This window comes from Klebsiella sp. M5al (genome assembly GCF_002090195.1).
In the GTDB taxonomy this organism is placed as follows: Bacteria; Pseudomonadota; Gammaproteobacteria; order Enterobacterales; family Enterobacteriaceae; genus Klebsiella; species Klebsiella grimontii.
The window spans coordinates 1,400,523-1,421,992 of record NZ_CP020657.1 but is presented as its reverse complement, the minus strand read 5'-3'; the positions used below and the strand labels follow the sequence as shown (position 1 = coordinate 1,421,992).

General features: G+C 53.3%; 20 protein-coding genes. 9 read left to right on the top strand and 11 right to left on the bottom strand.

The features are described from left to right. Positions 1–3: 3 nt before the first annotated feature. From acrB to maa, 4 genes are all read left to right on the top strand, one after another. Complete coding sequence (gene acrB / locus BWI76_RS06775; protein WP_004848339.1) at positions 4–3,150, top strand: multidrug efflux RND transporter permease subunit AcrB; 3,147 nt, start codon at positions 4–6, stop codon at positions 3,148–3,150. A 468-nt stretch (positions 3,151–3,618) separates the two neighbouring features. Next, a complete protein-coding gene (tomB, locus tag BWI76_RS06770; RefSeq protein WP_004129911.1) occupies positions 3,619–3,993 on the top strand; it encodes an Hha toxicity modulator TomB in 375 nt (124 codons plus the stop codon). A gap of 26 nt (positions 3,994–4,019) precedes the next feature. Next, positions 4,020–4,238, top strand: a complete 219-nt coding sequence (locus tag BWI76_RS06765) for an HHA domain-containing protein (protein ID WP_004099646.1) — start codon at positions 4,020–4,022, stop codon at positions 4,236–4,238. Positions 4,239–4,399: 161 nt separating this feature from the next. Beyond that, the gene (gene maa / locus BWI76_RS06760; RefSeq protein ID WP_004136050.1) at positions 4,400–4,966 is read left to right on the top strand and encodes a maltose O-acetyltransferase; all 567 of its coding nucleotides are present in this window, start codon (positions 4,400–4,402) and stop codon (positions 4,964–4,966) included. On the opposite strand, the gene BWI76_RS28415 is transcribed toward maa, so the two are convergent. After that, complete coding sequence (locus tag BWI76_RS28415) at positions 4,938–5,072, bottom strand: hypothetical protein (RefSeq protein WP_223226911.1); 135 nt, start codon at positions 5,070–5,072, stop codon at positions 4,938–4,940. The genes maa and BWI76_RS28415 overlap by 29 nt on opposite strands. A 20-nt stretch (positions 5,073–5,092) precedes the next feature. Between BWI76_RS28415 and BWI76_RS06755 the strand changes: the two genes are divergently transcribed. Continuing rightward, a complete protein-coding gene (locus tag BWI76_RS06755) occupies positions 5,093–5,563 on the top strand; it encodes a YlaC family protein (RefSeq protein WP_004136048.1) in 471 nt (156 codons plus the stop codon). On the opposite strand, the gene BWI76_RS06750 is transcribed toward BWI76_RS06755, so the two are convergent. Beyond that, on the bottom strand, positions 5,538–6,992 hold the full coding sequence (locus BWI76_RS06750) for a PLP-dependent aminotransferase family protein (RefSeq protein ID WP_004136046.1): 1,455 nt from the start codon (positions 6,990–6,992) through the stop codon (positions 5,538–5,540). The genes BWI76_RS06755 and BWI76_RS06750 overlap by 26 nt on opposite strands. A gap of 100 nt (positions 6,993–7,092) precedes the next feature. Between BWI76_RS06750 and BWI76_RS06745 the strand changes: the two genes are divergently transcribed. Beyond that, complete coding sequence (locus BWI76_RS06745) at positions 7,093–7,791, top strand: GNAT family N-acetyltransferase (RefSeq protein WP_004136044.1); 699 nt, start codon at positions 7,093–7,095, stop codon at positions 7,789–7,791. On the opposite strand, the gene ykgO is transcribed toward BWI76_RS06745, so the two are convergent. The 3 genes from ykgO to BWI76_RS06730 all read right to left on the bottom strand — a co-directional run bounded on the left by ykgO (position 7,788) and on the right by BWI76_RS06730 (position 9,376). Then, positions 7,788–7,928: a type B 50S ribosomal protein L36 gene (gene ykgO, locus BWI76_RS06740; protein WP_003859006.1), complete on the bottom strand. Its 141-nt coding sequence runs from the start codon at positions 7,926–7,928 to the stop codon at positions 7,788–7,790. The two genes, BWI76_RS06745 and ykgO, sit on opposite strands and share 4 nt — an antisense overlap. Next, a complete protein-coding gene (locus BWI76_RS06735) occupies positions 7,928–8,191 on the bottom strand; it encodes a type B 50S ribosomal protein L31 (RefSeq protein WP_004129897.1) in 264 nt (87 codons plus the stop codon). Before BWI76_RS06735 ends, ykgO begins: the two co-directional genes overlap by 1 nt. A gap of 111 nt (positions 8,192–8,302) precedes the next feature. Further along, on the bottom strand, positions 8,303–9,376 hold the full coding sequence (locus BWI76_RS06730; RefSeq protein WP_024359025.1) for a LacI family DNA-binding transcriptional regulator: 1,074 nt from the start codon (positions 9,374–9,376) through the stop codon (positions 8,303–8,305). 269 nt (positions 9,377–9,645) lie between these two features. On the opposite strand from BWI76_RS06730, the gene BWI76_RS06725 reads away from it, so the two are divergent. Beyond that, entirely contained in the window at positions 9,646–10,917 is a 1,272-nt protein-coding gene (locus BWI76_RS06725) for a maltoporin (protein WP_014228201.1), read from the top strand. Between the two features lie 123 nt (positions 10,918–11,040). Here the strand turns inward: BWI76_RS06725 and BWI76_RS06720 are convergent, their stop codons facing one another. From BWI76_RS06720 to BWI76_RS06695, 6 genes are all read right to left on the bottom strand, one after another. Further along, positions 11,041–11,355 carry a glucose PTS transporter subunit EIIB gene (locus tag BWI76_RS06720; protein ID WP_004136039.1) on the bottom strand — a complete coding sequence of 105 codons (315 nt, stop codon included), beginning with the start codon at positions 11,353–11,355 and terminating at the stop codon, positions 11,041–11,043. A 65-nt stretch (positions 11,356–11,420) separates the two neighbouring features. After that, positions 11,421–13,478: a beta-galactosidase gene (locus BWI76_RS06715; RefSeq protein ID WP_004136037.1), complete on the bottom strand. Its 2,058-nt coding sequence runs from the start codon at positions 13,476–13,478 to the stop codon at positions 11,421–11,423. A gap of 31 nt (positions 13,479–13,509) precedes the next feature. Further along, positions 13,510–14,712 (bottom strand): arabinogalactan endo-beta-1,4-galactanase, encoded by a 1,203-nt coding sequence (locus BWI76_RS06710; protein ID WP_004136035.1) that lies wholly within the window; start codon positions 14,710–14,712, stop codon positions 13,510–13,512. A 4-nt stretch (positions 14,713–14,716) separates the two neighbouring features. Further along, the gene (locus BWI76_RS06705; RefSeq protein ID WP_004136033.1) at positions 14,717–15,568 is read right to left on the bottom strand and encodes a sugar ABC transporter permease; all 852 of its coding nucleotides are present in this window, start codon (positions 15,566–15,568) and stop codon (positions 14,717–14,719) included. 10 nt (positions 15,569–15,578) lie between these two features. After that, positions 15,579–16,886, bottom strand: a complete 1,308-nt coding sequence (locus tag BWI76_RS06700; RefSeq protein ID WP_004136032.1) for a carbohydrate ABC transporter permease — start codon at positions 16,884–16,886, stop codon at positions 15,579–15,581. 56 nt (positions 16,887–16,942) lie between these two features. Further along, positions 16,943–18,175 (bottom strand): maltodextrin ABC transporter substrate-binding protein, encoded by a 1,233-nt coding sequence (locus BWI76_RS06695; RefSeq protein ID WP_004136030.1) that lies wholly within the window; start codon positions 18,173–18,175, stop codon positions 16,943–16,945. 353 nt (positions 18,176–18,528) lie between these two features. Between BWI76_RS06695 and BWI76_RS06690 the strand changes: the two genes are divergently transcribed. Next, a complete protein-coding gene (locus BWI76_RS06690; RefSeq protein ID WP_004099610.1) occupies positions 18,529–19,638 on the top strand; it encodes an ABC transporter ATP-binding protein in 1,110 nt (369 codons plus the stop codon). A 243-nt stretch (positions 19,639–19,881) separates the two neighbouring features. Next, the gene (locus tag BWI76_RS06685) at positions 19,882–21,468 is read left to right on the top strand and encodes an EAL domain-containing protein (RefSeq protein ID WP_004136026.1); all 1,587 of its coding nucleotides are present in this window, start codon (positions 19,882–19,884) and stop codon (positions 21,466–21,468) included. The last annotated feature ends 2 nt before the right edge of the window (positions 21,469–21,470 follow it).

Genomic DNA, 21,470 nt, shown 5'->3' with positions numbered 1-21,470 from the left:
GACATGCCTAATTTCTTTATCGATCGCCCCATATTTGCGTGGGTGATCGCCATTATCATCATGCTGGCTGGGGGGTTGTCGATCCTCAAGTTGCCGATAGCGCAATATCCGACGATTGCGCCGCCGGCAATTTCCATTACAGCCATGTACCCCGGTGCCGATGCTGAAACCGTGCAGAACACCGTGACCCAGGTTATCGAACAGAACATGAACGGTATCGATCACCTGATGTACATGTCTTCTAATGGCGACTCCACCGGTACAGCAACCATTACGCTAACCTTTGAATCCGGTACCGATCCGGATATTGCCCAGGTACAGGTGCAGAACAAGCTGGCGCTGGCGACACCGCTGCTGCCGCAAGAAGTTCAGCAGCAGGGTATCAGCGTTGAAAAGGCATCCAGCAGCTTCCTGATGGTTGTCGGCGTTATCAATACCAACGGCACCATGAATCAGGATGACATTTCTGACTATGTCGCCGCCAACATGAAGGATGCGATTAGCCGTACCAGCGGCGTCGGTGACGTGCAGCTGTTTGGTTCCCAGTACGCCATGCGCATCTGGATGGATCCGAACAAGCTGAATAACTTCCAGCTGACGCCGGTTGACGTTATCAGCGCCCTGAAAGCGCAGAACGCCCAGGTTGCAGCAGGACAGTTAGGCGGTACGCCGCCGGTGAAAGGCCAGCAGCTGAACGCCTCCATCGTGGCGCAGACTCGTTTGACCAATACTGAAGAGTTCGGCAACATTCTGCTGAAGGTTAACCAGGACGGTTCCCAGGTGCGTCTGCGCGATGTCGCGAAGATTGAGCTGGGTGGTGAAAACTATGACGTTATCGCGAAGTTTAACGGTCAGCCCGCCTCTGGTCTGGGTATTAAATTAGCGACCGGCGCGAACGCGCTGGATACCGCCAACGCCATTCGTGCCGAACTGAAGAAAATGGAGCCTTTCTTCCCTTCAGGCCTGAAGATTGTTTATCCGTATGACACCACGCCATTCGTGCAGATCTCCATTCACGAAGTGGTGAAAACGCTGGTTGAAGCAATCATTCTGGTGTTCCTGGTCATGTATCTGTTCCTGCAGAACTTCCGCGCAACGCTGATTCCGACTATCGCCGTGCCGGTCGTATTGCTGGGGACGTTCGCTATCCTCGCGCTGTTCGGCTTCTCGATAAACACGCTCACCATGTTTGGTATGGTGCTCGCCATAGGCCTGCTGGTGGATGACGCCATCGTGGTGGTGGAAAACGTCGAGCGTGTGATGGCCGAAGAAGGGCTACCGCCGAAGGAAGCCACGCGGAAATCAATGGGCCAGATTCAGGGCGCGCTGGTGGGTATCGCGATGGTGCTTTCCGCGGTGTTTATCCCGATGGCCTTCTTCGGCGGTTCTACCGGTGCGATTTACCGTCAGTTCTCGATCACTATCGTTTCCGCGATGGCGCTGTCGGTACTGGTGGCACTCATTCTGACCCCGGCGCTCTGCGCCACGATGCTGAAGCCCATCCAAAAAGGCAGCCATGGCGCAACCACCGGCTTCTTCGGTTGGTTTAACCGCATGTTTGATAAGAGCACGCATCACTACACCGATAGCGTAGGCAACATCCTGCGCAGTACCGGTCGTTATCTGGTGCTGTATCTGATCATCGTTGTCGGCATGGCCTGGCTGTTCGTTCGTCTGCCGAGTTCGTTCCTGCCGGACGAAGACCAGGGCGTATTCCTGAGCATGGCGCAGCTGCCAGCGGGCGCAACTCAGGAGCGTACCCAGAAAGTTCTGGATGAGATGACTGATTACTATCTCACCAAAGAGAAAAACAACGTTGAATCGGTATTCGCCGTTAACGGCTTTGGTTTCGCGGGTCGTGGGCAGAACACCGGCATCGCGTTCGTCTCTCTGAAGGACTGGAGCCAGCGTCCAGGCGAAGAGAACAAAGTTGAAGCGATTACCGGGCGCGCAATGGGCTATTTCTCGCAGATTAAAGACGCAATGGTCTTCGCCTTTAACCTGCCGGCAATTGTTGAACTGGGTACCGCAACGGGCTTCGACTTCCAGCTGATCGACCAGGCAGGATTGGGCCACGAAAAACTGACTCAGGCCCGTAACCAGCTCTTTGGTATGGTCGCGCAGCATCCTGACGTCTTAAGCGGCGTTCGTCCAAACGGCCTGGAAGATACTCCGCAGTTCAAAGTGGATATCGATCAGGAAAAAGCGCAGGCTCTCGGCGTGTCTATCAGCGACATTAACACGACGCTTGGCGCAGCATGGGGTGGGAGCTACGTCAACGACTTCATTGACCGCGGTCGCGTGAAGAAAGTGTATATCATGTCTGAAGCGAAATACCGTATGTTGCCGGAAGATATCGGTAACTGGTACGTACGCGGTAGCGATGGACAGATGGTGCCCTTCTCCGCCTTCTCAACTTCACGCTGGGAATACGGCTCACCGCGTCTGGAGCGTTACAACGGTCTGCCATCGATGGAAATCCTCGGCCAGGCGACACCGGGTAAGAGTACCGGTGAAGCGATGAACCTGATGGAAGAGCTGGCGGGTAAACTGCCTGCGGGCATTGGCTATGACTGGACCGGCATGTCTTACCAGGAACGGTTGTCAGGCAACCAGGCACCTGCGCTGTACGCCATCTCGCTGATTGTCGTCTTCCTGTGTCTGGCTGCGCTGTATGAAAGCTGGTCGATCCCATTCTCGGTAATGCTGGTCGTTCCGCTGGGGGTTGTGGGTGCACTGCTGGCTGCCACCTTCCGCGGATTGACCAACGACGTTTACTTCCAGGTTGGCCTGCTGACCACCATCGGCCTGTCGGCGAAGAACGCGATACTTATCGTTGAATTCGCCAAGGATCTGATGGATAAAGAAGGCAAAGGCCTGATTGAAGCAACGCTGGAAGCCGTTCGTATGCGTCTGCGTCCGATTCTGATGACCTCGCTGGCGTTCATCCTTGGGGTAATGCCGCTGGTTATCAGCTCCGGCGCAGGCTCCGGCGCGCAGAACGCCGTCGGTACTGGCGTAATGGGCGGGATGGTGACCGCGACGGTTCTGGCGATTTTCTTCGTGCCGGTGTTCTTCGTGGTCGTGCGTCGCCGCTTTAGTAAGAAAAATGAGGATATTGAGCACAGCCATCCGGTTGAGCATCATTAATCTCTCTTCACAGGGCCGCATACGCGGCCCTTTTCTTTTCTCTGATTTAAAGCGCACGGATTGTTATTGTTTATTTTATAACCTGAGATATAATATTTAATGATGAGTCGTGGTGCTTATCTCCGTTTTTTCTCTGCGACTTTCCTTCTCGTTTGCCCTAACTCAGAATATTCTCAATCACTGACTTTATGTATGGTTGTCTTCGTATAACGGCAAAACGCAGCGGCTAACTTGATGAAATATAAGGTCAGTGTTCGTTTTTACCGATCGGGGTAACGGCACGATATAATAAAGACCGAGGCATTGAAGATAAATGGACGCTGATAATTGTAATTTTTCGTAATAGCACGATGAAATCTTTTTAAGAGTGGATTATAGTTAAACAGCAAGATTACAATGTATGTGTCAGGTCTGTTAGTCGTGTTCATCCCACAACGGTCGTTTAAACCACTCAAAAGGGGATGCGTTATGGACGAATACTCGCCAAAAAGACATGATATTGCGCAGCTTAAATTTCTCTGCGAAACCCTGTATCATGACTGTCTTGCAAACCTGGAAGAGAGCAACCACGGCTGGGTTAATGACCCGACCTCGGCTGTCAATCTTCAACTTAATGAATTGATCGAGCACATTGCCGCGTTCGCGCTTAATTATAAAATTAAGTATGCTGAGGATAATAAGCTGATTACTCAGATTGACGAATATCTGGATGACACTTTCGTCTTGTTCAGCAACTACGGCATTAACAGTGCGGATCTGCAGAAATGGCGCAAATCTGGCAATCGGTTATTCCGCTGCTTTGTCAACGCCAGTCGGGAAAACCCGGCCAGTCTTTCTTGTTAGTATTATTACAATCAAAAGGTGAATTTATGTCTGATAAAACATTAACCAAAATAGACTATTTGATGCGCTTACGACGCTGTCAGACAATTGATACGCTGGAGCGCGTAATTGAAAAAAATAAATATGAACTTTCCGATAATGAACTGGCGGTATTTTACTCAGCGGCCGACCATCGTCTTGCCGAACTGACGATGAATAAACTGTATGACAAGATCCCGCCTTCAGTCTGGAAATTTATCCGCTAGTTTATTTCAAATGAAAGTCATACATCTCGTGTCGAAAACGCCCCGCTTTGGTGATGATAATAAGTGTGATAGTGCTCACAGATGTTGGCTTAATGCACAGATGAAACCGGTTTCTTTTTATACTATGGCGGCCTGACGATAAGGAAATAGGGGAAGCGTCCATGAGTGAAGAGAAACAAAAAATGATTGCCGGCGAACTGTATCTGGCAGGTGACGCCACGTTGAAAGCCGATCGCCTGCGGGCCAGGCAACTGTTGCACCGCTACAATCATTCGGCGCCTGAAGAACATGAATTAAGAAAAGCATTATTGTCTGAACTGCTTGGGCACGCGAGCGATGCGTATATCGAACCCACTTTTCGCTGTGACTACGGCTACAATATCTCCCTCGGCAAAAATTTCTACGCGAACTTTGATTGCGTCATGCTGGACGTCTGTCCGATTCAAATTGGGGATAACTGCATGCTGGCGCCGGGCGTACATATTTATACCGCCACGCATCCCCTTGACCCCGTCGATCGCAATAGTGGTCAGGAGTACGGAAAACCCGTCACCATCGGGCATAATGTGTGGATTGGCGGCCGGGCAGTCATTAATCCTGGCGTGACTATCGGCGATAATGCCGTGGTGGCTTCAGGTTCCGTGGTAGTAAAAAATGTGCCAGCCAACGCCGTCGTCGGCGGAAACCCGGCACGGATTATCAAAATGCTGGAGAGCGAAAAACGGTAACTGTTATGCTTTTCTGCAACCAATCTGTTACTTTCCCCCTGGATTTACGCAACATAAAATACCCCCCAGGCTGAGCCCGGTTTGTCACGCCTGCATACGGGCTCATGGCAGAATTTGGGGAATAAGATGACAGAAATACAGCTGCTGCTAAAAAGCACCATTGATGAACTTAATGTGAAAGAGAAGCGCGACAATCGTCCGCGCTTTAGCATTAGCTTTATTCGCAATCACCCATGGCTTTTTGTCGCCATGTACGCGGCTTTTCTGGCCACGCTTATTGTGATGCTTCGTTCCGAAACGCTGGTGGATTCTGTCTGGCTGTTAATCGTGTTATTTGTTCTGCTAAACGGTTTCTTCTTCTTTGACGTCTATCCGCGCTATCGTTATGAAGATATCGACGTTCTTGATTTTCGCGTTTGCTACAACGGCGAATGGTATAACACCCGGTTTGTCCCTGAACAACTGCTCGAACGCATTCTGCAATCGCCACGCGTCGGTCGCGATCAGAAGGCGCAGCTACAAAAAATGATCGCCACCAAAGGCGAACTCTCATTTTACGATGTGTTTTCCCTTACTCGCGTCGGTTCTGCGCAATAAGACGATTGAGCGTCCGTACCGCAGCAATAAAATGTGAGGCGGACGTATTTCCGTAGCCCAGAACCAACCCGCTTCGCGCCGTTTTTGCATCAAGATAAAAACGGCTTAATGCCCCGGGCGCCAGCTGAAACCGCCGGGCCTGCTGCGCAATCGCCTGGTCATCCACGTTGTCGATAGCGACGGTCAGGTGCAAGCCCCCCTCGCCGCCCAAGAGTTCATAAGGATGGTTAAGTTCTTGAGCCAGGACGTCCCGCAGCTGCTGCTGGCGTTTGCGGTACAAACGGCGCATGGCGGCCAAATGACGTGCGTAGTGCCCCTCTTCAATGAACAACGCCAGCGCCTTCTGTTCAGCCCGGTGCCCGCCGCGTAATAGCGCCCCAATGGCGCCTTGTGCAGCGTCCGCCAGCGCGGGAGGCATCACCATAAAACCGATGCGCAGCGCTGGAAACAGCGTTTTGCTGAACGTCCCCAGATAAACCACCGGCCCGTGCTTCGCCATCCCCAGCATGGCCGGAATGGGCTCGCCGCTATAGCGAAATTCGCTGTCGTAATCATCCTCAATAATCCACGAATCATACCGGCGGGCATATTCCAGTAACGCCAGTCGTCGCCCGGCGCTCATTACGGCTCCGCAGGGGTACTGATGTGAAGGTGAAGTAAAGATCAATCGCGGCGCTTCGCTATCATCAGAGGTATCAAAACGCATTCCTTCACGATCAACCGGTACGCCCTTTATATGAAGCCCTGATTTGAGAAAGATGCTTTTTGCTCCCGGATAACCGGGCTCTTCCACCCATGCCCTATCGCCGGCTACGCTCAGCAGGTGCGTGCATAAATCGACGCCTTCCAGCGCCCCTTCAGTAATCACAATCTGGCTGGCTTCGCAGCGGATCCCCCGGGAGAGCGCGAGGTACCGGGCAATGGCTTTTCGCAGTACGAGCTCTCCCTGCGCATCGCCGTAGCCCAGTAATGCGCTGGCCTCTTCGCGCAGTACCCGATCGAGCAGTCGACGCCAGATGGAAAGTGGAAAGTAATTAACCGCAGGCATTCCCGGCGTAAAGAGCAGCGTGGGCGAATCACGGTGAATTGCTGCCGGCAGTCCCTGTAAATATTCAGGGAGCACAATAACGCGCGCCTCAATGTCCCCTTCTCCCTGAGACCTCAAGGGCGCGACGTACGTCCCCTGGCGACTACGCAATAGATATCCTTCTATCGCCAACTGCTCCAGCGCGCTGTTGATGGTATTGCGCGACAGCCCCAGATGCTGCGCCATGGCGCGCGAACCGGGTAGACGACTATCGCCCGCCAGCGTGCCCTGCAAAATAGCCTCGCGCAGTTGCTGATAGAGGGTACGCTGTAGGGTTTCACTTCCCTTACCGCGCAGGGCCTGCTCGAGTAAAGTAAAAAAAGCATCATCCGGAATATTCATCACCGCTCCTCGTGGCACCATAAAAACATACTCTTATGGCACTTTTTATGGAACCAACAAGTGCTTAATCTCATGGCATTCGCCCACAAAGGAAACCCCCATGAGCCATCTTAATCAATTCGATCAGCCCGTTGGCGCTGCCCTGCCCGACTGGCAGCCCCGTCAGCATCCCGAGAGGTTGAACCTGCAGGGTCGCCTTTGCCGGCTTGAGCCATTGCGCTCCACGCACGCCGGTGCGCTGTTTGACGCCCATCGACTGGCCCCGGATACGCGAAGCTGGACATGGCTGCTGCGTGAGCCGGATAACAGCGTCGAGGAATATCGCGCGTGGATAGAGAGCGTGGCCATGCAGGCCGACCCCATTCACTTTGCGGTGATAGATCAGCAGACAGACCAGCCCATCGGCTCACTGGCGCTGATGAGAATCGATGCCAAAAATGGCGTTGTTGAAGTCGGCCACGTTCACTTCTCGCCTCTGTTGAGCCGGACGGCGATGGCAACCGAGGCCCACTGGCTGCTGATGCACTACGTATTTGCTACGCTCGGCTATCGTCGCTACGAGTGGAAATGCAACAGCCTGAACGAGCCTTCACGCCGGGCGGCACTGCGGCTGGGGTTTCAGTATGAGGGACGCTTTCGTCAGGCGCTGGTGATAAAGGGCCACAACCGCGATACCGACTGGTTTTCGATTATCGATTCCGAGTGGCCACAGATTGACAGAGCAATGCGGCAATGGCTGGCCGCCGACAACTTTAGCGCCGACGGCCAGCAGTTACGAACGCTGGAGAGCTTCCGTTAACGTCTTTTCTTGCGGCCCTGTACGGCCTTAAAGCGGGGATTGCTTTTGCAGATAACGTACAGCCGCCCCTTTCGTTTAACGATCTGGCAATCCGGGTGGCGCTGTTTCGCGCTACGTAGTGAGTTGAGTACCTGCATTATTTGCTCCTCTTCGCATCAATAAAGCCGCCGAAGCGCTGGCGGAAACGTGCGGTGCTGCCTTCGTTGTTGAAGGCCTTCTGTTTACCGGTGTAATACGGATGCGATTTGGAGGAGACGTCGAGCGTCACGTAGGGATACGTCTCGCCATCCAGCTCAATCTCACGCTCGGTGCGGATCGTTGAACCGACTTTAAAGAATTCGTTAGCGCTGGTGTCGTGAAAAACCACCGTACGATAATGCGGATGAATATTGGGTTTCATAGCGACCTCAATCATTATGTTATAACATAACAATATCGTACGCCGTGCGAGTCTAAAGATCAACCCTGAGAATGAGAAGGATTATGGGCGGCACAGGCCGCCCGTTACGGATTAAGGGCTCAGCCGATGCGCCAGGGCCCTGAGCTGTTCGGCAATAGACTGCAGGTCTTTGCCGGGCTCCGTTTTCGGCCCGGTAGAGTGGCGCACGACCAGACGGGCCGGAAGAATAGAAGAAGTATGGGAGGTTTCGTTATCGCCGCTATCGAGAAGGCGCCGAACGGCCTCTTTTCCCTGTAAGTCAAGATCCAGCGAAACGGTGGTTAGCGCCGGGTAAAAGAACGAACTTTCATAGGTATCATCATAACCAATAACCGACTTTTCCCCCGGGATCGGTACCTGATGCTGGTGAAACGCGCTAAGCACGCCCAGCGCCATCTGATCGTTCCCCACCAAAACGGCGGTAAAGTTTGGCGTCTCCCGCAACATTTGCAGCGCGCCGGCATAGCCGCTCTGCGCATCCCAGTTACCGCGAATCACCGTGACCGGCTGTAGGCCATAACCTTCGAGGGTTTCTAGCCAGCTTTTCAAACGCAGTTTGGCCGATACCGAGCTTTCCGGACCGGCCAACAGCGCTATCTCCCGATGCCCCATTTCATAGAGATATTTGACGCTGGCTCGGGTGCCGTCCGCCGGGTTAAACGAAACGTTAAACACAGAGCTATAGGGATCGACATCTAAAAACAGACAAACGATATCATCGTTATCAGCGGCAATTTTCTGAGCCTGATCAGTCTCCAGCGGCACGTTGATGATGACCTTATCCACCAGTTGAGACTTAAGTTCATTAATGGAATCTTGAATGCTTTGATTGACGCTCTCATCAATCATTGAAATGAGCACCTGATAACCTTCCACATTCGCATAGCGTTTTACCGCCGCGGCCACCTGGGAAGGCGCATGCAATGCGAGGGAGATCGTAACCAGGCCCACGGTACGGCTTTGCTTGCCTACCAGCTGTTGCGCCAGGCGGTTTGGGACATAGCGTAGCTCCTCAATGGATTTCTCCACCTTGCTGCGCGTGGCTTTGGATACATTAGCAGATTTGTTGAGTACCCTGGACACGGTCTGATAGGAGACGCCCGCATGGCGAGCAACGTCTTCTAAGGTCGCGCTTTTAGACTTCATGGTCCGGTTCCTTATGTTGTTATCCCTGAATTGTAACAGGGGCAATGTAAAAAAACGCTCATTGCCGCCTCCCCCGAACAACAATCAGCATTAAAAGTATTACGCTCACAATACAACAAATTGTGAATGGACTCACCACTCGTAACAAAACCCGCTAATTTATTTGCAGTTAATCACACTATAGCGATCATTCAATTGCCTGAATTTTGGTTTAGGCATTTTATAACATCGGTTATGTGAACGTAATACAAAACAATAAGAGGATAGACATGAACACTACGCTGCGCACACTCTCCGCTGCGTTGGCCGCTGCGCTGATTTCACCATCCGTGTTTGCTGCTTCCGCCACGCTTCCGGGTATCGATTTTCATGGCTATATGCGCGCCGGGGTTGGGGTCTCCGGCGACGGTAGTCAGGCCGAATGGCAAAAAAACAAAATTGGCCGTCTGGGTAACGAGTCCGATACCTACGGCGAGCTGGAGTTGGGCTCGGAGGTCTACAAGAAAAATGACGTGAGCTTCTATCTCGATAGCATGGTCAGCATGGTTTCAGACGGTTCGAACGATAACGAAACCACGCTCGATGATGATGCGCAGTTCGGCCTGCGCCAGCTCAACCTGCAAATTAAAGGGCTGGTCCCCGGCGATCCGAACGCGGTCATTTGGGGCGGTAAACGCTACTACCAGCGCCACGATCTGCACATCATTGATACCAAATACTGGAACATTTCCGGATCCGGCGCCGGGATCGAAAACTATACCCTCGGCCCTGGCGCCGTCTCATTTGCCTGGATCCGCGGCGACGCGAATGACGTTGACTACCGCGTCGACGGCGACAGCAACGTGAATATTAACTACCTTGACCTGCGCTACGCAGGCTGGAAGCCATGGGCCGGGTCGTGGACCGAATTTGGTATCGACTACGCGATGCCTAACACCACCAAAAAGCAGGACTCCTACGGCGGCCTGTATGATGCAGAAAACGGCGTCATGCTAACCGGTGAAATCAGCCAGGATATGCTGGGCGGTTACAACAAAACGGTGCTGCAGTACGCAAACAAAGGGCTGGCGCAGAACATGGTTTCCCAGGGCGGCGGCTGGTATGACATGTGGAACTACGTCAATGACGCCACCGGCTATCGGGTGATCAATACCGGTTTAATTCCGATCACCGAAAAATTCTCTATTAACCACGTGCTGACCTGGGGCTCCGCGGACAACATCACCGATTACACGGATAAAACGCGCATGCTGTCGCTGGTAGCTCGCGGACAGTATCAGTTCACCGAATATGTACGCCTGATTGGCGAAGTAGGCGGTTTTTACCAAAAAGATAGCTACAAGAACAATACGGACTATAAGCAGGCCGGTGAGAAATACACCATCGCGCTGGGCCTGGCCGATGGCCCTGACTTTATGTCTCGCCCGGAACTGCGTATTTTCGCTTCTTATCTGAATGACTCAGAAAATGGTAAACCGTTCGAAGATCAAACTGCCAATAATACGTGGAACTTTGGTGTCCAGGTCGAAGCCTGGTGGTAAGAGTAGCTAAACTGTTTTATCTCCAACTGTAAGGTCGTTAATTACCCTCAGGTAATGATTATTGCCATTGAATGCTTTGTTTTATTTTCGGGATAACCCATTATTGCGTTATCCCGTTTTATTTTATTTACGGCTGGCAAAGTGTTCGTCAAGTAATTGTCGCAAAGCATCCGACTGCTTACCGAAAATAGCATGCACCTGCTGCCCAAGAATAATCACGCCAAGCGCGCCCTGCTGCTGTAGTCCCTGAGAGTCAACAATCGACAGATTGTTCACCGTGACGCGCAAGCGGGTAATACAGGCGTCAACGTTGATGATATTTTCCTCACCGCCGAAAGCCTGAATTAACCGTTCAATCTGTTGTTGTTCCGCAGGGCTTAACGTTACCGCCGGACGAGACTGGGAGAAGTAATTCAGAAAGGATTTTAAACTCACCATAATAGACTCCTGATAAGCAGATAAAAAAACGCCTGCTCGCAGGAGCAGGCGCGGATAGAGAGAAATTACGCGTGACGACTGAGGATGCGGCAATCCCATGCTTTTAAGATCAACGGCGCGTTCAGGGCCGTGCCGGTGAGGGTATCCTGATAGCCCTGCGGTAAGGTCACCTGCTGCTGCTGCGCGCTGTAGTTTTGCAGGAACACGTAAGTAGTCTCACCGTCCGTGCGCGCGGTCGCCACCACGCCCGGCGGGAAATCGGCCTCCACCGCGCGCGGCAGCGCCAGCTCTTTACTTATGGCGCTGAAGAAGTCCCGCTGGAAAGCCAGATCGTTGCGCGAAGCGACGTGCCAGGCCTTGCCTTTACCTACGTGATTGACGGTGACCGCCGGTCTTCCCGCGTAAAAATCATCGCGGTAGGTCGCCAGCGGCTGCGCCGTTTCGGCGTGGATCAGTTCACACAGATGGCGTACCTGATACGGCCCCTGCAGCCCCCCTTCATTGCCCGCCAGCCCCTGTACCAGATTACGTTCGCCATCGTTCAGGCAGTCAATCTCTTCCGCCCAGATGCCCAGCAGCTTGCGCAGCGGACCCGGGAAGCCGCCGAGATAGCACAGGTCCGATTCGTTAACAATTCCCGTCCAGTATGTTGTAACTAAGTGGCCGCCGTTGGCCACAAACGCTTCCGCGCGTTCGGCAAAGCCGTCGCGAACCATATACAGCATCGGGGCAATGACCAGCCGATAAGCGCTCAGGTCAACGTCGGCATCAATAATATCTACCGCAATCCCCTGTTCCCAGAACGGACGATAGTGCTCGTTGACGGTATTTTCATACTCCATCCCGAGATTACGCGGCCCCTGAGCATCATCCAGCGCCCAGCGGTTTTGCTGGTCAAAGATAATCGCCACTTGCGCATCCGTCCGGCAGCCCACCACGCCCGGCAGCTGGCTTAACATCTCGCCAAGCTTAGTCACTTCACGGCCCACGCGCGTATCCAGGTGACCGACGTGATCGATAATTGCGCCATGGAATTTCTCTACCGAACCGCGACTCTTACGCCACTGGAAATACTGTACCGAGTCAGCCCCGTGCGCTACCGCCTGCAGAGAAGAGAGAATATGCATTCCCGGTTTTTTCAGCTTGCTGGTCGGCTGCCAGTTAGTCGCGCTCGGCGTGGACTCCATCAGGACAAACGGTTTTCCGCCCTTCAGGCTGCGCATCATATCGTGATACATGGCGGTGTAGCAGGCCAGCGTGGTTTCATCTTTATCGCGATGCCACATGGGGTAGCTGTCCCACGAGATGAAGTCCAGCGCCGGCGCCAGCTGCCAGTAGTCGTAATCGTAGAAATACTCCATAAAGTTGGTTGTCACTGGCAGCTCAGCATTCGCCGCTTTCAGCGGCGCAATTTCGTGGCGGCAGAAATCCGTCACCTGAGCGGTATTGAAGCGATGCCAGTCAAGGTTCAGACCATGAATGGAGACTTCCCCCTGCGGAGCCGGGGATTCGATCTGCGACCAGTCGCTATAGGTGTGGCTCCAGAAGGTGCTCCACCAGGCGTGATTAAGATTATCCAGCGTTTCATAGCGCGCTTTCAGCCAGTCGCGGAAACGCTCCTGGCACAGGCTACAGTGGCACTCGCCGCCATACTCATTGGAGATATGCCAGCCCAGCACCGCCGGATGCTGCGCGTAGCGCTCCGCCAGCAGGGTGTTAATTTTCAGGGTTTTCTCACGATAGACCGGCGACGACATACAGTGGTTGTGACGCCCACCGTGCAGCGCAGGCACGCGATCGCGACCGACGCGCAGGACCTGAGGGTACTTTTGCGACATCCACGCCGGGCGCGCGCCGCTTGGGGTCGCGAGAAAGACATGAATTCCGGCGGCATACAGTTTATCCAGGATACTGTCCAACCAGCCAAACTCAAATACGCCTTCCTGAGGTTCAAGTTTCGCCCAGCTAAATATTCCTACCGACATGACATTACATTTTGCCTGCTGCATCATGGCAATATCTTTATCGATAATATCGGGATAGTTCTCCCACTGCTCCGGGTTATAGTCGGCGCCATGCAATAGCGCATTGACCTTCGGACTCAAAGGCGCAAATTTTTTCATAATAAACATCCTGAAGTTTAAAGCTGAATAATTAATTAAATACCTTCATCGACGGCAACGCTTTCCCCTGGCAATCAAACAGCGCCTGATTTTCCCGGGCATTCCCCTCTTTCCACTCATCGTGGATATATTTCATTCCGGCAGGCGTCGCCCAGGTATTTCCCGGCACGGCAATCCACGTCGGCTCCCAATAAAAAATACCTTTACCGCGGTGGCCCGGTACGTCCGCAACGGCCTGCATTAAGTCGTGAATATAATTATATTGCCCCTGTATGGTGGCAGGATAACCGCCATCCTTTTCCTCTTTTGCCTGGAAACTATTTTCGGCGTTGTCGCAGTTTTCCAGGGTATAGGCATAAGCGGCCTCTACCACAATCACGTCTTTGTTATAGCGCTTGCTGATATCATCCATATTAGCCTTCAGCGCGCTAATCGGGCCATTCCAGTAGGTGTACATCGACAGACCAATAATGTCGTAAGGCACGTTGCGCTTGCTGATTTCATCAAACCACCAGCGGAAGGTGTCGTTTTTCGTGCCTTCGGCCAGGTGAAGCATAATTTTAACCTGCTCACCGGCGGTGAGGTTTTCCTTCAGGCCATCGATGGCGGCATTAAGCAGCCCCGCCAGGCGATCGAACTCGCCGCCGCCCTGCCCCCAGCTTTTGCCTTCCGGCCACAGCATACCGCCGTTGATCTCGTTGCCGATCTGCACCATATCCGGCAGTACGCCCTCCTGCTTAAAGCGGGCAATCGTATCGCGGGTGTAGTCATGAATGGTGGTTTTCAGCTGCGGATAATCCATTTTCTCCCAGGCCTTCGGCTTGAACTGCTTGCCGGGATCGGTCCAGAAATCGCTGTAGTGAAAATCAAGCAGCAGCTTCATCCCCTGTGCTTTTGCCCGCTTCGCCAGCGCCAGCGTCGCCGCCAGGTCGTTATCGCCGCCGCCGTAGCGCTGACCCTGGGCGTCTTTTGGATCGACCCACAGGCGCAGGCGAACATAGTTCACGCCGTCGGCCTTCAGAATCGCGATCGGATCCTGCTGCTGATTATTGTGGTTAAAAAACTTTGCGCCATGCTTTTCCGCGTCCAGCAGCGTGGAGATATCCGCGCCTTTAATGAAATCAGCGGGCATGTTGCTAAACGCTTTGGTTTGTAGCGCGTCCGCTGCCAGCGTACTGGAGGAGAAACAGCATGCCAGAGAAACAGCAAGCCACGCGGGTGTTAATCTTTTCATGGGGTTATCCTTTTGTACTGCCAGAGGTCAGGCCGGAAACAAAGTATTTTTGTAGCGCCAGATAGAGAATCGCTACCGGCACGGCAATCAGCACCGCGCCCGCCGCGTAGGTGGTGTAGCTGGCGCCCATTTTCTGCGCCACCAGGTTATACAGGCCGATCGGCAGCGTGTACTTATCCGGGGTACGCAGAATGGTGCTGGAAAGGATGAAATCCCCCAGCGGGCCAGTAAACGAGAACAGCGCCACCACCGCCAGAATCGGCTTCGACAGCGGCATAATGATTTCGAAAAAGATGCGGAAGCTGCTGGCGCCATCCATCCGCGCGGACTCATCGAGATCTTTAGGGATTGCGTCCAGGTAGCCTTTCATGAGCCAGGTATTCATCGGGATCATGCCGCCCACGTAGATCAGCACCAGCGCCAGATGGCTGTTGATCAGCCCCAGCAGCTGAGAGAGAACAAAGATCGCAATCAGCGCCGAGAACTGCGGGATCATCTGCAACAGCAGAAATAACATCAGCCCGTTCTGCCGCCCTTTGAAACGAAAGCGCGAAAACGCGTAGGCGGTGAAGCTCACGCTGATTAAGGTCAATACCATGGTCATGAAGCTGATTTTCATCGAGTTCCAGTACCAGGTGAGATAATTCACATTGCCGTTAAACAGATCCGCGTAATGCTGGAACGACAGGTTTTCAGGAATAATCGACGTACTCAGCAGACTGTTCCCGGCGTTCAGCGACGCCCCTACCGTCCAGACCAGCGGGTAAATAATCATCGTCGACACAAAGATGACCACTAACCAGGTGAGTGACAAGCGAATCCACTTTTCGCGTTTAATACTCGGTGATTTAGCCATGTTGCTTCCCTTACGCCATGTCGTCGTTTTTGAAGGATTTCGTGGCGCGGAACTGCCACAACGCCAGGCCGACGACAAAAATCGACAGCAGGATCGTGATGGTCGCCGCGATAGCGTATTGCGAAGACGACATGGTCAATTTGTAGATCCACGACACCAGAATATCCGTACCGCCGGCATTCGACCCCGCTACCGCCGGCCCGCCGTTGTTGAACAGGTAGATGATGTTGAAGTTGTTAAAGTTGAAGGTGTACTGAGTGATGATGATCGGCGCAATAGAGTAGAGCACCAGCGGCAGAGTAATGGTCCGCAGGCGGGTAAACGCGCTGGCGCCATCCATGGTGGCCGCTTCATACAGATCGTCCGGGATCGCCTGCAGGACGCCGGTGGTCATGGCGAAAACAAACGGGAAACCCAGCCAGGTCTGCATCATGATCAGCGCCGTCTTGGTCCAGAACGGGTCGGTCAGCCACGCCTTAGGACTGATGCCAAAGAAGGACAAAATGGCGTTGTTAATCACCCCGAATGAATCATTGAACATGCCGGCAAAAACCAGAATCGTCACGAATCCCGGTACCGCCCACGGCAGAATGAAAATCGTACGGATCATCGGCTTAAAGCGCAGATCTTTCTGGTTGACCAGAATCGCCAGCAGCACGCCGACGGTACATTGCAGGGTCGTCGCCAGCAGCGTCCACACCACCGTCCACTGCAGCACATCAAAGAAGGTCGAACGCCAGATGGATAATGTGAAGATGTTGATGAAGTTTTTGAATCCCACCCAATCCACCAGCTTCGCCGGCGGCGTGTGGTAAAGATTGTAGTTAGTAAAGGCGATAGCAAAACCAAACAGGATCGGGAAGATGACCACAAACACCAGCAGTATGAAGCCGGGCGTGATCATCAGATACGGGAAACCCTCGCTGAGCAGCATCTGATACTGCTTGCGTACGCTATTCAGCGCCACGCCTTCATCGCGCTTTTTGCCGTTAACCCAGGCGTCGCGCAGCGAGAGGAAATAGACCAACACACCGAATGCGATAATCAGTACGCTGATTATCCCTTCCGCCAGCAGGAAAATAGAGTTATCCCGCGGGACTTCCTCGCCTAAGGTATATAACCCCCACAGGCCTTCGCTGAGAAAGTCATAGAAAATACTCATAAAACTGCTCAGCAGCACCAGGAAGACGATCCCCTTCAGCCACTGGCGGTGATAAAACTGCCCAAAACCCGGCACGATAGCCAGCAACAGGCCGCACCACGCATGGCGTCCTGCGCCGCGCGCTTCGGCAATATTTTCGCTGGGATTGATAATCACACACGACTCCTTCTGAAAACGGGAGGATGCCCCTCCCGTTCTGTTACATCACCGGATTATTGATTGCTGGCCTGCATGGCTTCGATCTGCATCTTGATCTGCTTCTCTGCGTTATCGAGCGCCGCCTTCGGTTCCTGTTTACCGGTCAGGCTAAGCTCCAGCGCGGCGTTCGCCGGGCCCCATACTTCGCCCATCTCCGGGATCCCCGGCATCGCCGTCGCCCGCGCTGACTGCACCGCCACCGCGCTGGCCTTTTCGTCATTCTTAATCAGCGGATCGTCAATCATGGCCTTCAGCGGCGGGATTTCCCCGGTGGCGACATAGCGCGCTTTTACGTACTGCGGCTGGTTGATGAACTCGATAAACTGCTGCGCCAGCGCTTTATCTTTACTCCACGTCGAGACCACATAGCCTTTCACACCGAGGAAGGAGCTCATCGGTTTGCCGTCCGGCAGCGTCGGCAGAGGCGCGACGCCATAATGAATGCCTGCCGCTTCATACGGCTGGAAAGCCCACGGGCCGTTAATCACCGCTGCCGCTTTCTTCTCGGTGAACAGCGAGTCGATGGCGTTCAGCCCGTTATCGCCGAGGATCCCCGCCGGGAAGACCTTGTCGGTGTAGAATTTTTTCAGGAAAGTCACCGCTTCGACCGCGCCTGGCTTATTCAGGCCAACATCCTGCGGGTTGAAGCCGCCCTTATCATTTTTGCCAAAGATATAGCCGCCCATCGGACCGATGGCGCCCCAGCTGTAATAAATTTGGTCAAACTTCGCCAGCAGGCCGTACTTACCCTCTTCGCGCTGCTTCTTCGAATAGTCGAACCACGCCTGCAGGCTATCCAGCGGCTTGTCGATCAGGTCTTTGTTGTAAATCAGCACCAGGGTTTCCACCGCTTTCGGTACGCCGTAAAGCACGTTATCCATATGGAAAGCGTTGATTGATGCCGGCGTAAAGGCCTCCTGCTTCGCCTGGTCCAGCGTCAGGGGAGACAGCAGCCCCTGGACGACCGCACCGCCTAGCTGGTCATTAGGGATCACCAGCACGTCCGGGCCAATGCCCGCCGGGCCATCAAGGCGCAGCTTTTCCAACTGCTGGGCATACGGCATTTCCTGCACGTTCACCTTAACGTTGAACTGCTTTTCAAAATCATTTACCGCGGCCTTAATGCCGTCGGATTTTTTGATGTCTTCCCAGACGTTGAGCTGTCCGGCCGCGTGCGCCTGCAGGCTCACCAACTGCCCGGCAGCCAGAGTAGTAAGGATCAGTGCAGCAAGAGTGTTCTTTTTCATTATCAACCTCATGTGAAGGTATAACAATTTAATGGTTTTTATTGGGCGATGTGACTTCCGAAAATCTTTCAGTTAACTGATAAACGGTGATTCATAAACAAATATGCCGTTATTCCTGATTTGTTATACGGTACGCTTTGAATGCTGACAAAACTACTGAAAGCTGCCAGTTGTGTGATCATGATTGCAGAAATGAAACATCGATATAGGGTGCTAAAACTCTGGAAGTTATAGTCACTACATGATTTTAGTGTCGTTGAGCATCGCTCGGCTGATTTGTTACACGTTATACAAATAGCGCGTCATAGCCCAAATCCCAACGGCAAAAACGGCTACTAACCCGGGGAATGTTGATGTCCAATATACGACTGAGGAATGTCACCAAACGGTTCGGCAGTACAGTGACGCTGCATCAGGTAAACCTTGATATTGAAGATGGCGAATTTGCGGTTTTCGTCGGTCCGTCAGGCTGCGGCAAATCAACGCTGCTGCGAATGATTGCCGGTCTCGAAGAGGTGAGCGAAGGTGAAGTACTGATAGGCGATGAGGTCATGAACGACGTCGTTCCCGCCCATCGCGGCGTCGCCATGGTATTCCAGTCCTATGCGCTCTATCCGCATATGACGGTAGCGGAAAATATGGGCTATGGCCTGAAGGTGAATAAAGTGCCAAAAGATGAAATTCGCCGCCAGGTTGAAATGGTGGCAAAAACGCTGCAGCTCTCTCATCTGCTGGATCGCAAACCTAAGCAGCTCTCCGGCGGCCAGCGCCAGCGCGTGGCGATCGGTCGCGCCATCGTGCGTAATCCACGGGTGTTTATGTTTGATGAACCCCTCTCCAACCTTGATGCCGAGCTGCGCGTTGAGATGCGCCTGCATATTGCTAAACTGCATCATGAACTCAAAACCACCATGGTTTATGTTACCCACGATCAGGTTGAAGCGATGACGCTGGCCGATAAAATCGTGGTGATGAACTACGGCAAAGTTGAGCAGATGGGTTCGCCGATGTCGCTGTATTACAACCCGGTCAATAAGTTCGTTGCGGGATTTATCGGTTCGCCGAAAATGAACTTCCTGCCCGCGACGGTCACCGCATGGCAGCCGGGCCAGCTTAGCGTCAAGATGGCGCAAGATCACAATCTGACGCTCAATATCACCACATCGCCGCTGCAGCCCGGCGCTGCCGTTACCCTCGGTATTCGTCCTGAACATCTCTCAACCGATGTGAATATCGGTACCGTGGTTGAGTTTCAATGTGAAGTCGTCGAGAGACTGGGTAACAACACCTATCTGTTCGGCCAGTGCTACGGCCACGATAACGTCAAAATTCTGCTGCCCGGCGACGTTCATTTCCGTCCCTGGCAGAAAATCAGCGTCGCGTTCGACGATCGCTACTGCATGGTCTTCGACGAAAATGACCTGCGGATTAGCGCCGACATCGCCGCGCCGGACGCTCATTAAACGCAACATCTGATTGTCATGATTGCGCTTTAGAATATGAATCTGTGCTGACAACGCTTATTGCCAGCATACCTGCCCTCGTTTTTCTCCGCGACGCTTCATGCCTTGAGCGTCGTGGTTCATCCACTGTTAGCCCGAATTCGTTGCTATCTTGCGGTTCGGGCCTTTTTCTACCCCGTGGTGAATCCTCTTTTATCTTTCGCGTATACTCATCGAACCCCTCCATAAAATAAGGAAATACTCATGACGACCCGGCATCAGGTGAGTCTGGTTACAGGGGTATTGATACTCGCCATTATCTTGCCGGTCATACTGAGCATCTGGCTGGCGACGCAGCAGGCCAAAGAGCAGTTTTATAGTGAGCTGGACAACTTTTCCGTCCGCGTGCTGGCGCGCGTTCAGCAGGTTGCCGATCAGGCAAGAGAGGCGCTGAAAGAAGCAGATGCGCATACGGCCACGACCTGCAGCCCGGAGCATCTGCTCACTATGCGACGGATCGCCTATACCCACCGCTACATTCAGGAAGTGCTGTGGCTACGCGAGGGTATTCCGCAGTGCTCCTCTCTTGAAGAGCACCAGGTGTCGGTCACCTTTCCCGCTCCCGACCATCTCACTGCCGATGGCTACCGTACCTGGCTCACGTCGGTTAGCGACCTGGGACTGAAACATAAAATGACGGCCATGGGCAGCGAACATCACGTGGTGATGATCGATCCGGTGTCGTTTATCGATGTCATTCCGTTAGGTCATGAAGAAATTCACACGCTTTTATTTGGCACGAAGCGCGATCAAATCATTATCAGCAGTAAACCGCTCAGCGCTGCCGTCTGGGAGAAAATTAAGCATCTGGATGCCGAAACCTTAACCCTCGATAGTACCGTTTATCGTCTCCATCGTATCCCGGAACTGGGGTTGGCTATCGCCACCTGGTCCTCGACGGTGCCGCTGCAGAATAAGCTACATCAGCAGCTGATGCTGTGGCTGCCGATTGGTTTGTTCACCAGCCTTCTGGCCTCATTTCTGCTGCTTCGCCTGCTGCGCAGGCTGCGCTCGCCGCGTAATGGGATGCTGGATGCGCTGAATTCCCATGCCATCCAGGTCTATTACCAGCCTATTATTTCGTTGCAGAGTGGAAAGATCGTCGGTGCGGAGGCGCTTGCTCGCTGGAGGCAGCCCGATGGGAGTTTCTTATCGCCGGATATTTTTATTCCGCTTGCCGAACAAACCGGGCTGATTACCCGCTTAACCGAAGATATTGTACGGAAAATTTTTGCCGATCTCGGTACCTGGCTGCGCCGGCGTCCGGAGATACACATCTCGATAAACCTATCGGTCGATGATTTGCGCTCGCCAAAGCTGCCGCTCCTGTTGCAAGAGCAGCTTCAGCTTTGGGGCATCAGCGCTCAGCAGATCATTCTGGAAATCACCGAGCGCGGTTTTGTCGACCCGCAAACCACTTTGCCGGTGCTCGCCGGCTATCGTCAGGCCGGACACCGTATTTCCATCGATGACTTCGGCACCGGCTACTCCAGCCTGAGCTATTTACAAAAACTGGACGTAGACACCCTGAAAATCGATAAATCGTTTGTCGATACGCTGGAGTATGAACTGCTGACGCCGCACATTATTGAAATGGCGAAAGCGCTCAATCTGACGACCGTCGCAGAAGGCGTCGAAACCGAAAGCCAGCGCGACTGGCTACGTATGCATGGCGTGCAGTATGCCCAGGGCTGGCTTTATAGTAAGGCGCTGCCAAAAGAGAAATTTATCCTGTGGGCGGAGAATAACCTGAAGGCGGATTCGGCGCCCTCCGTGGTCGCTCACCTTTGAGC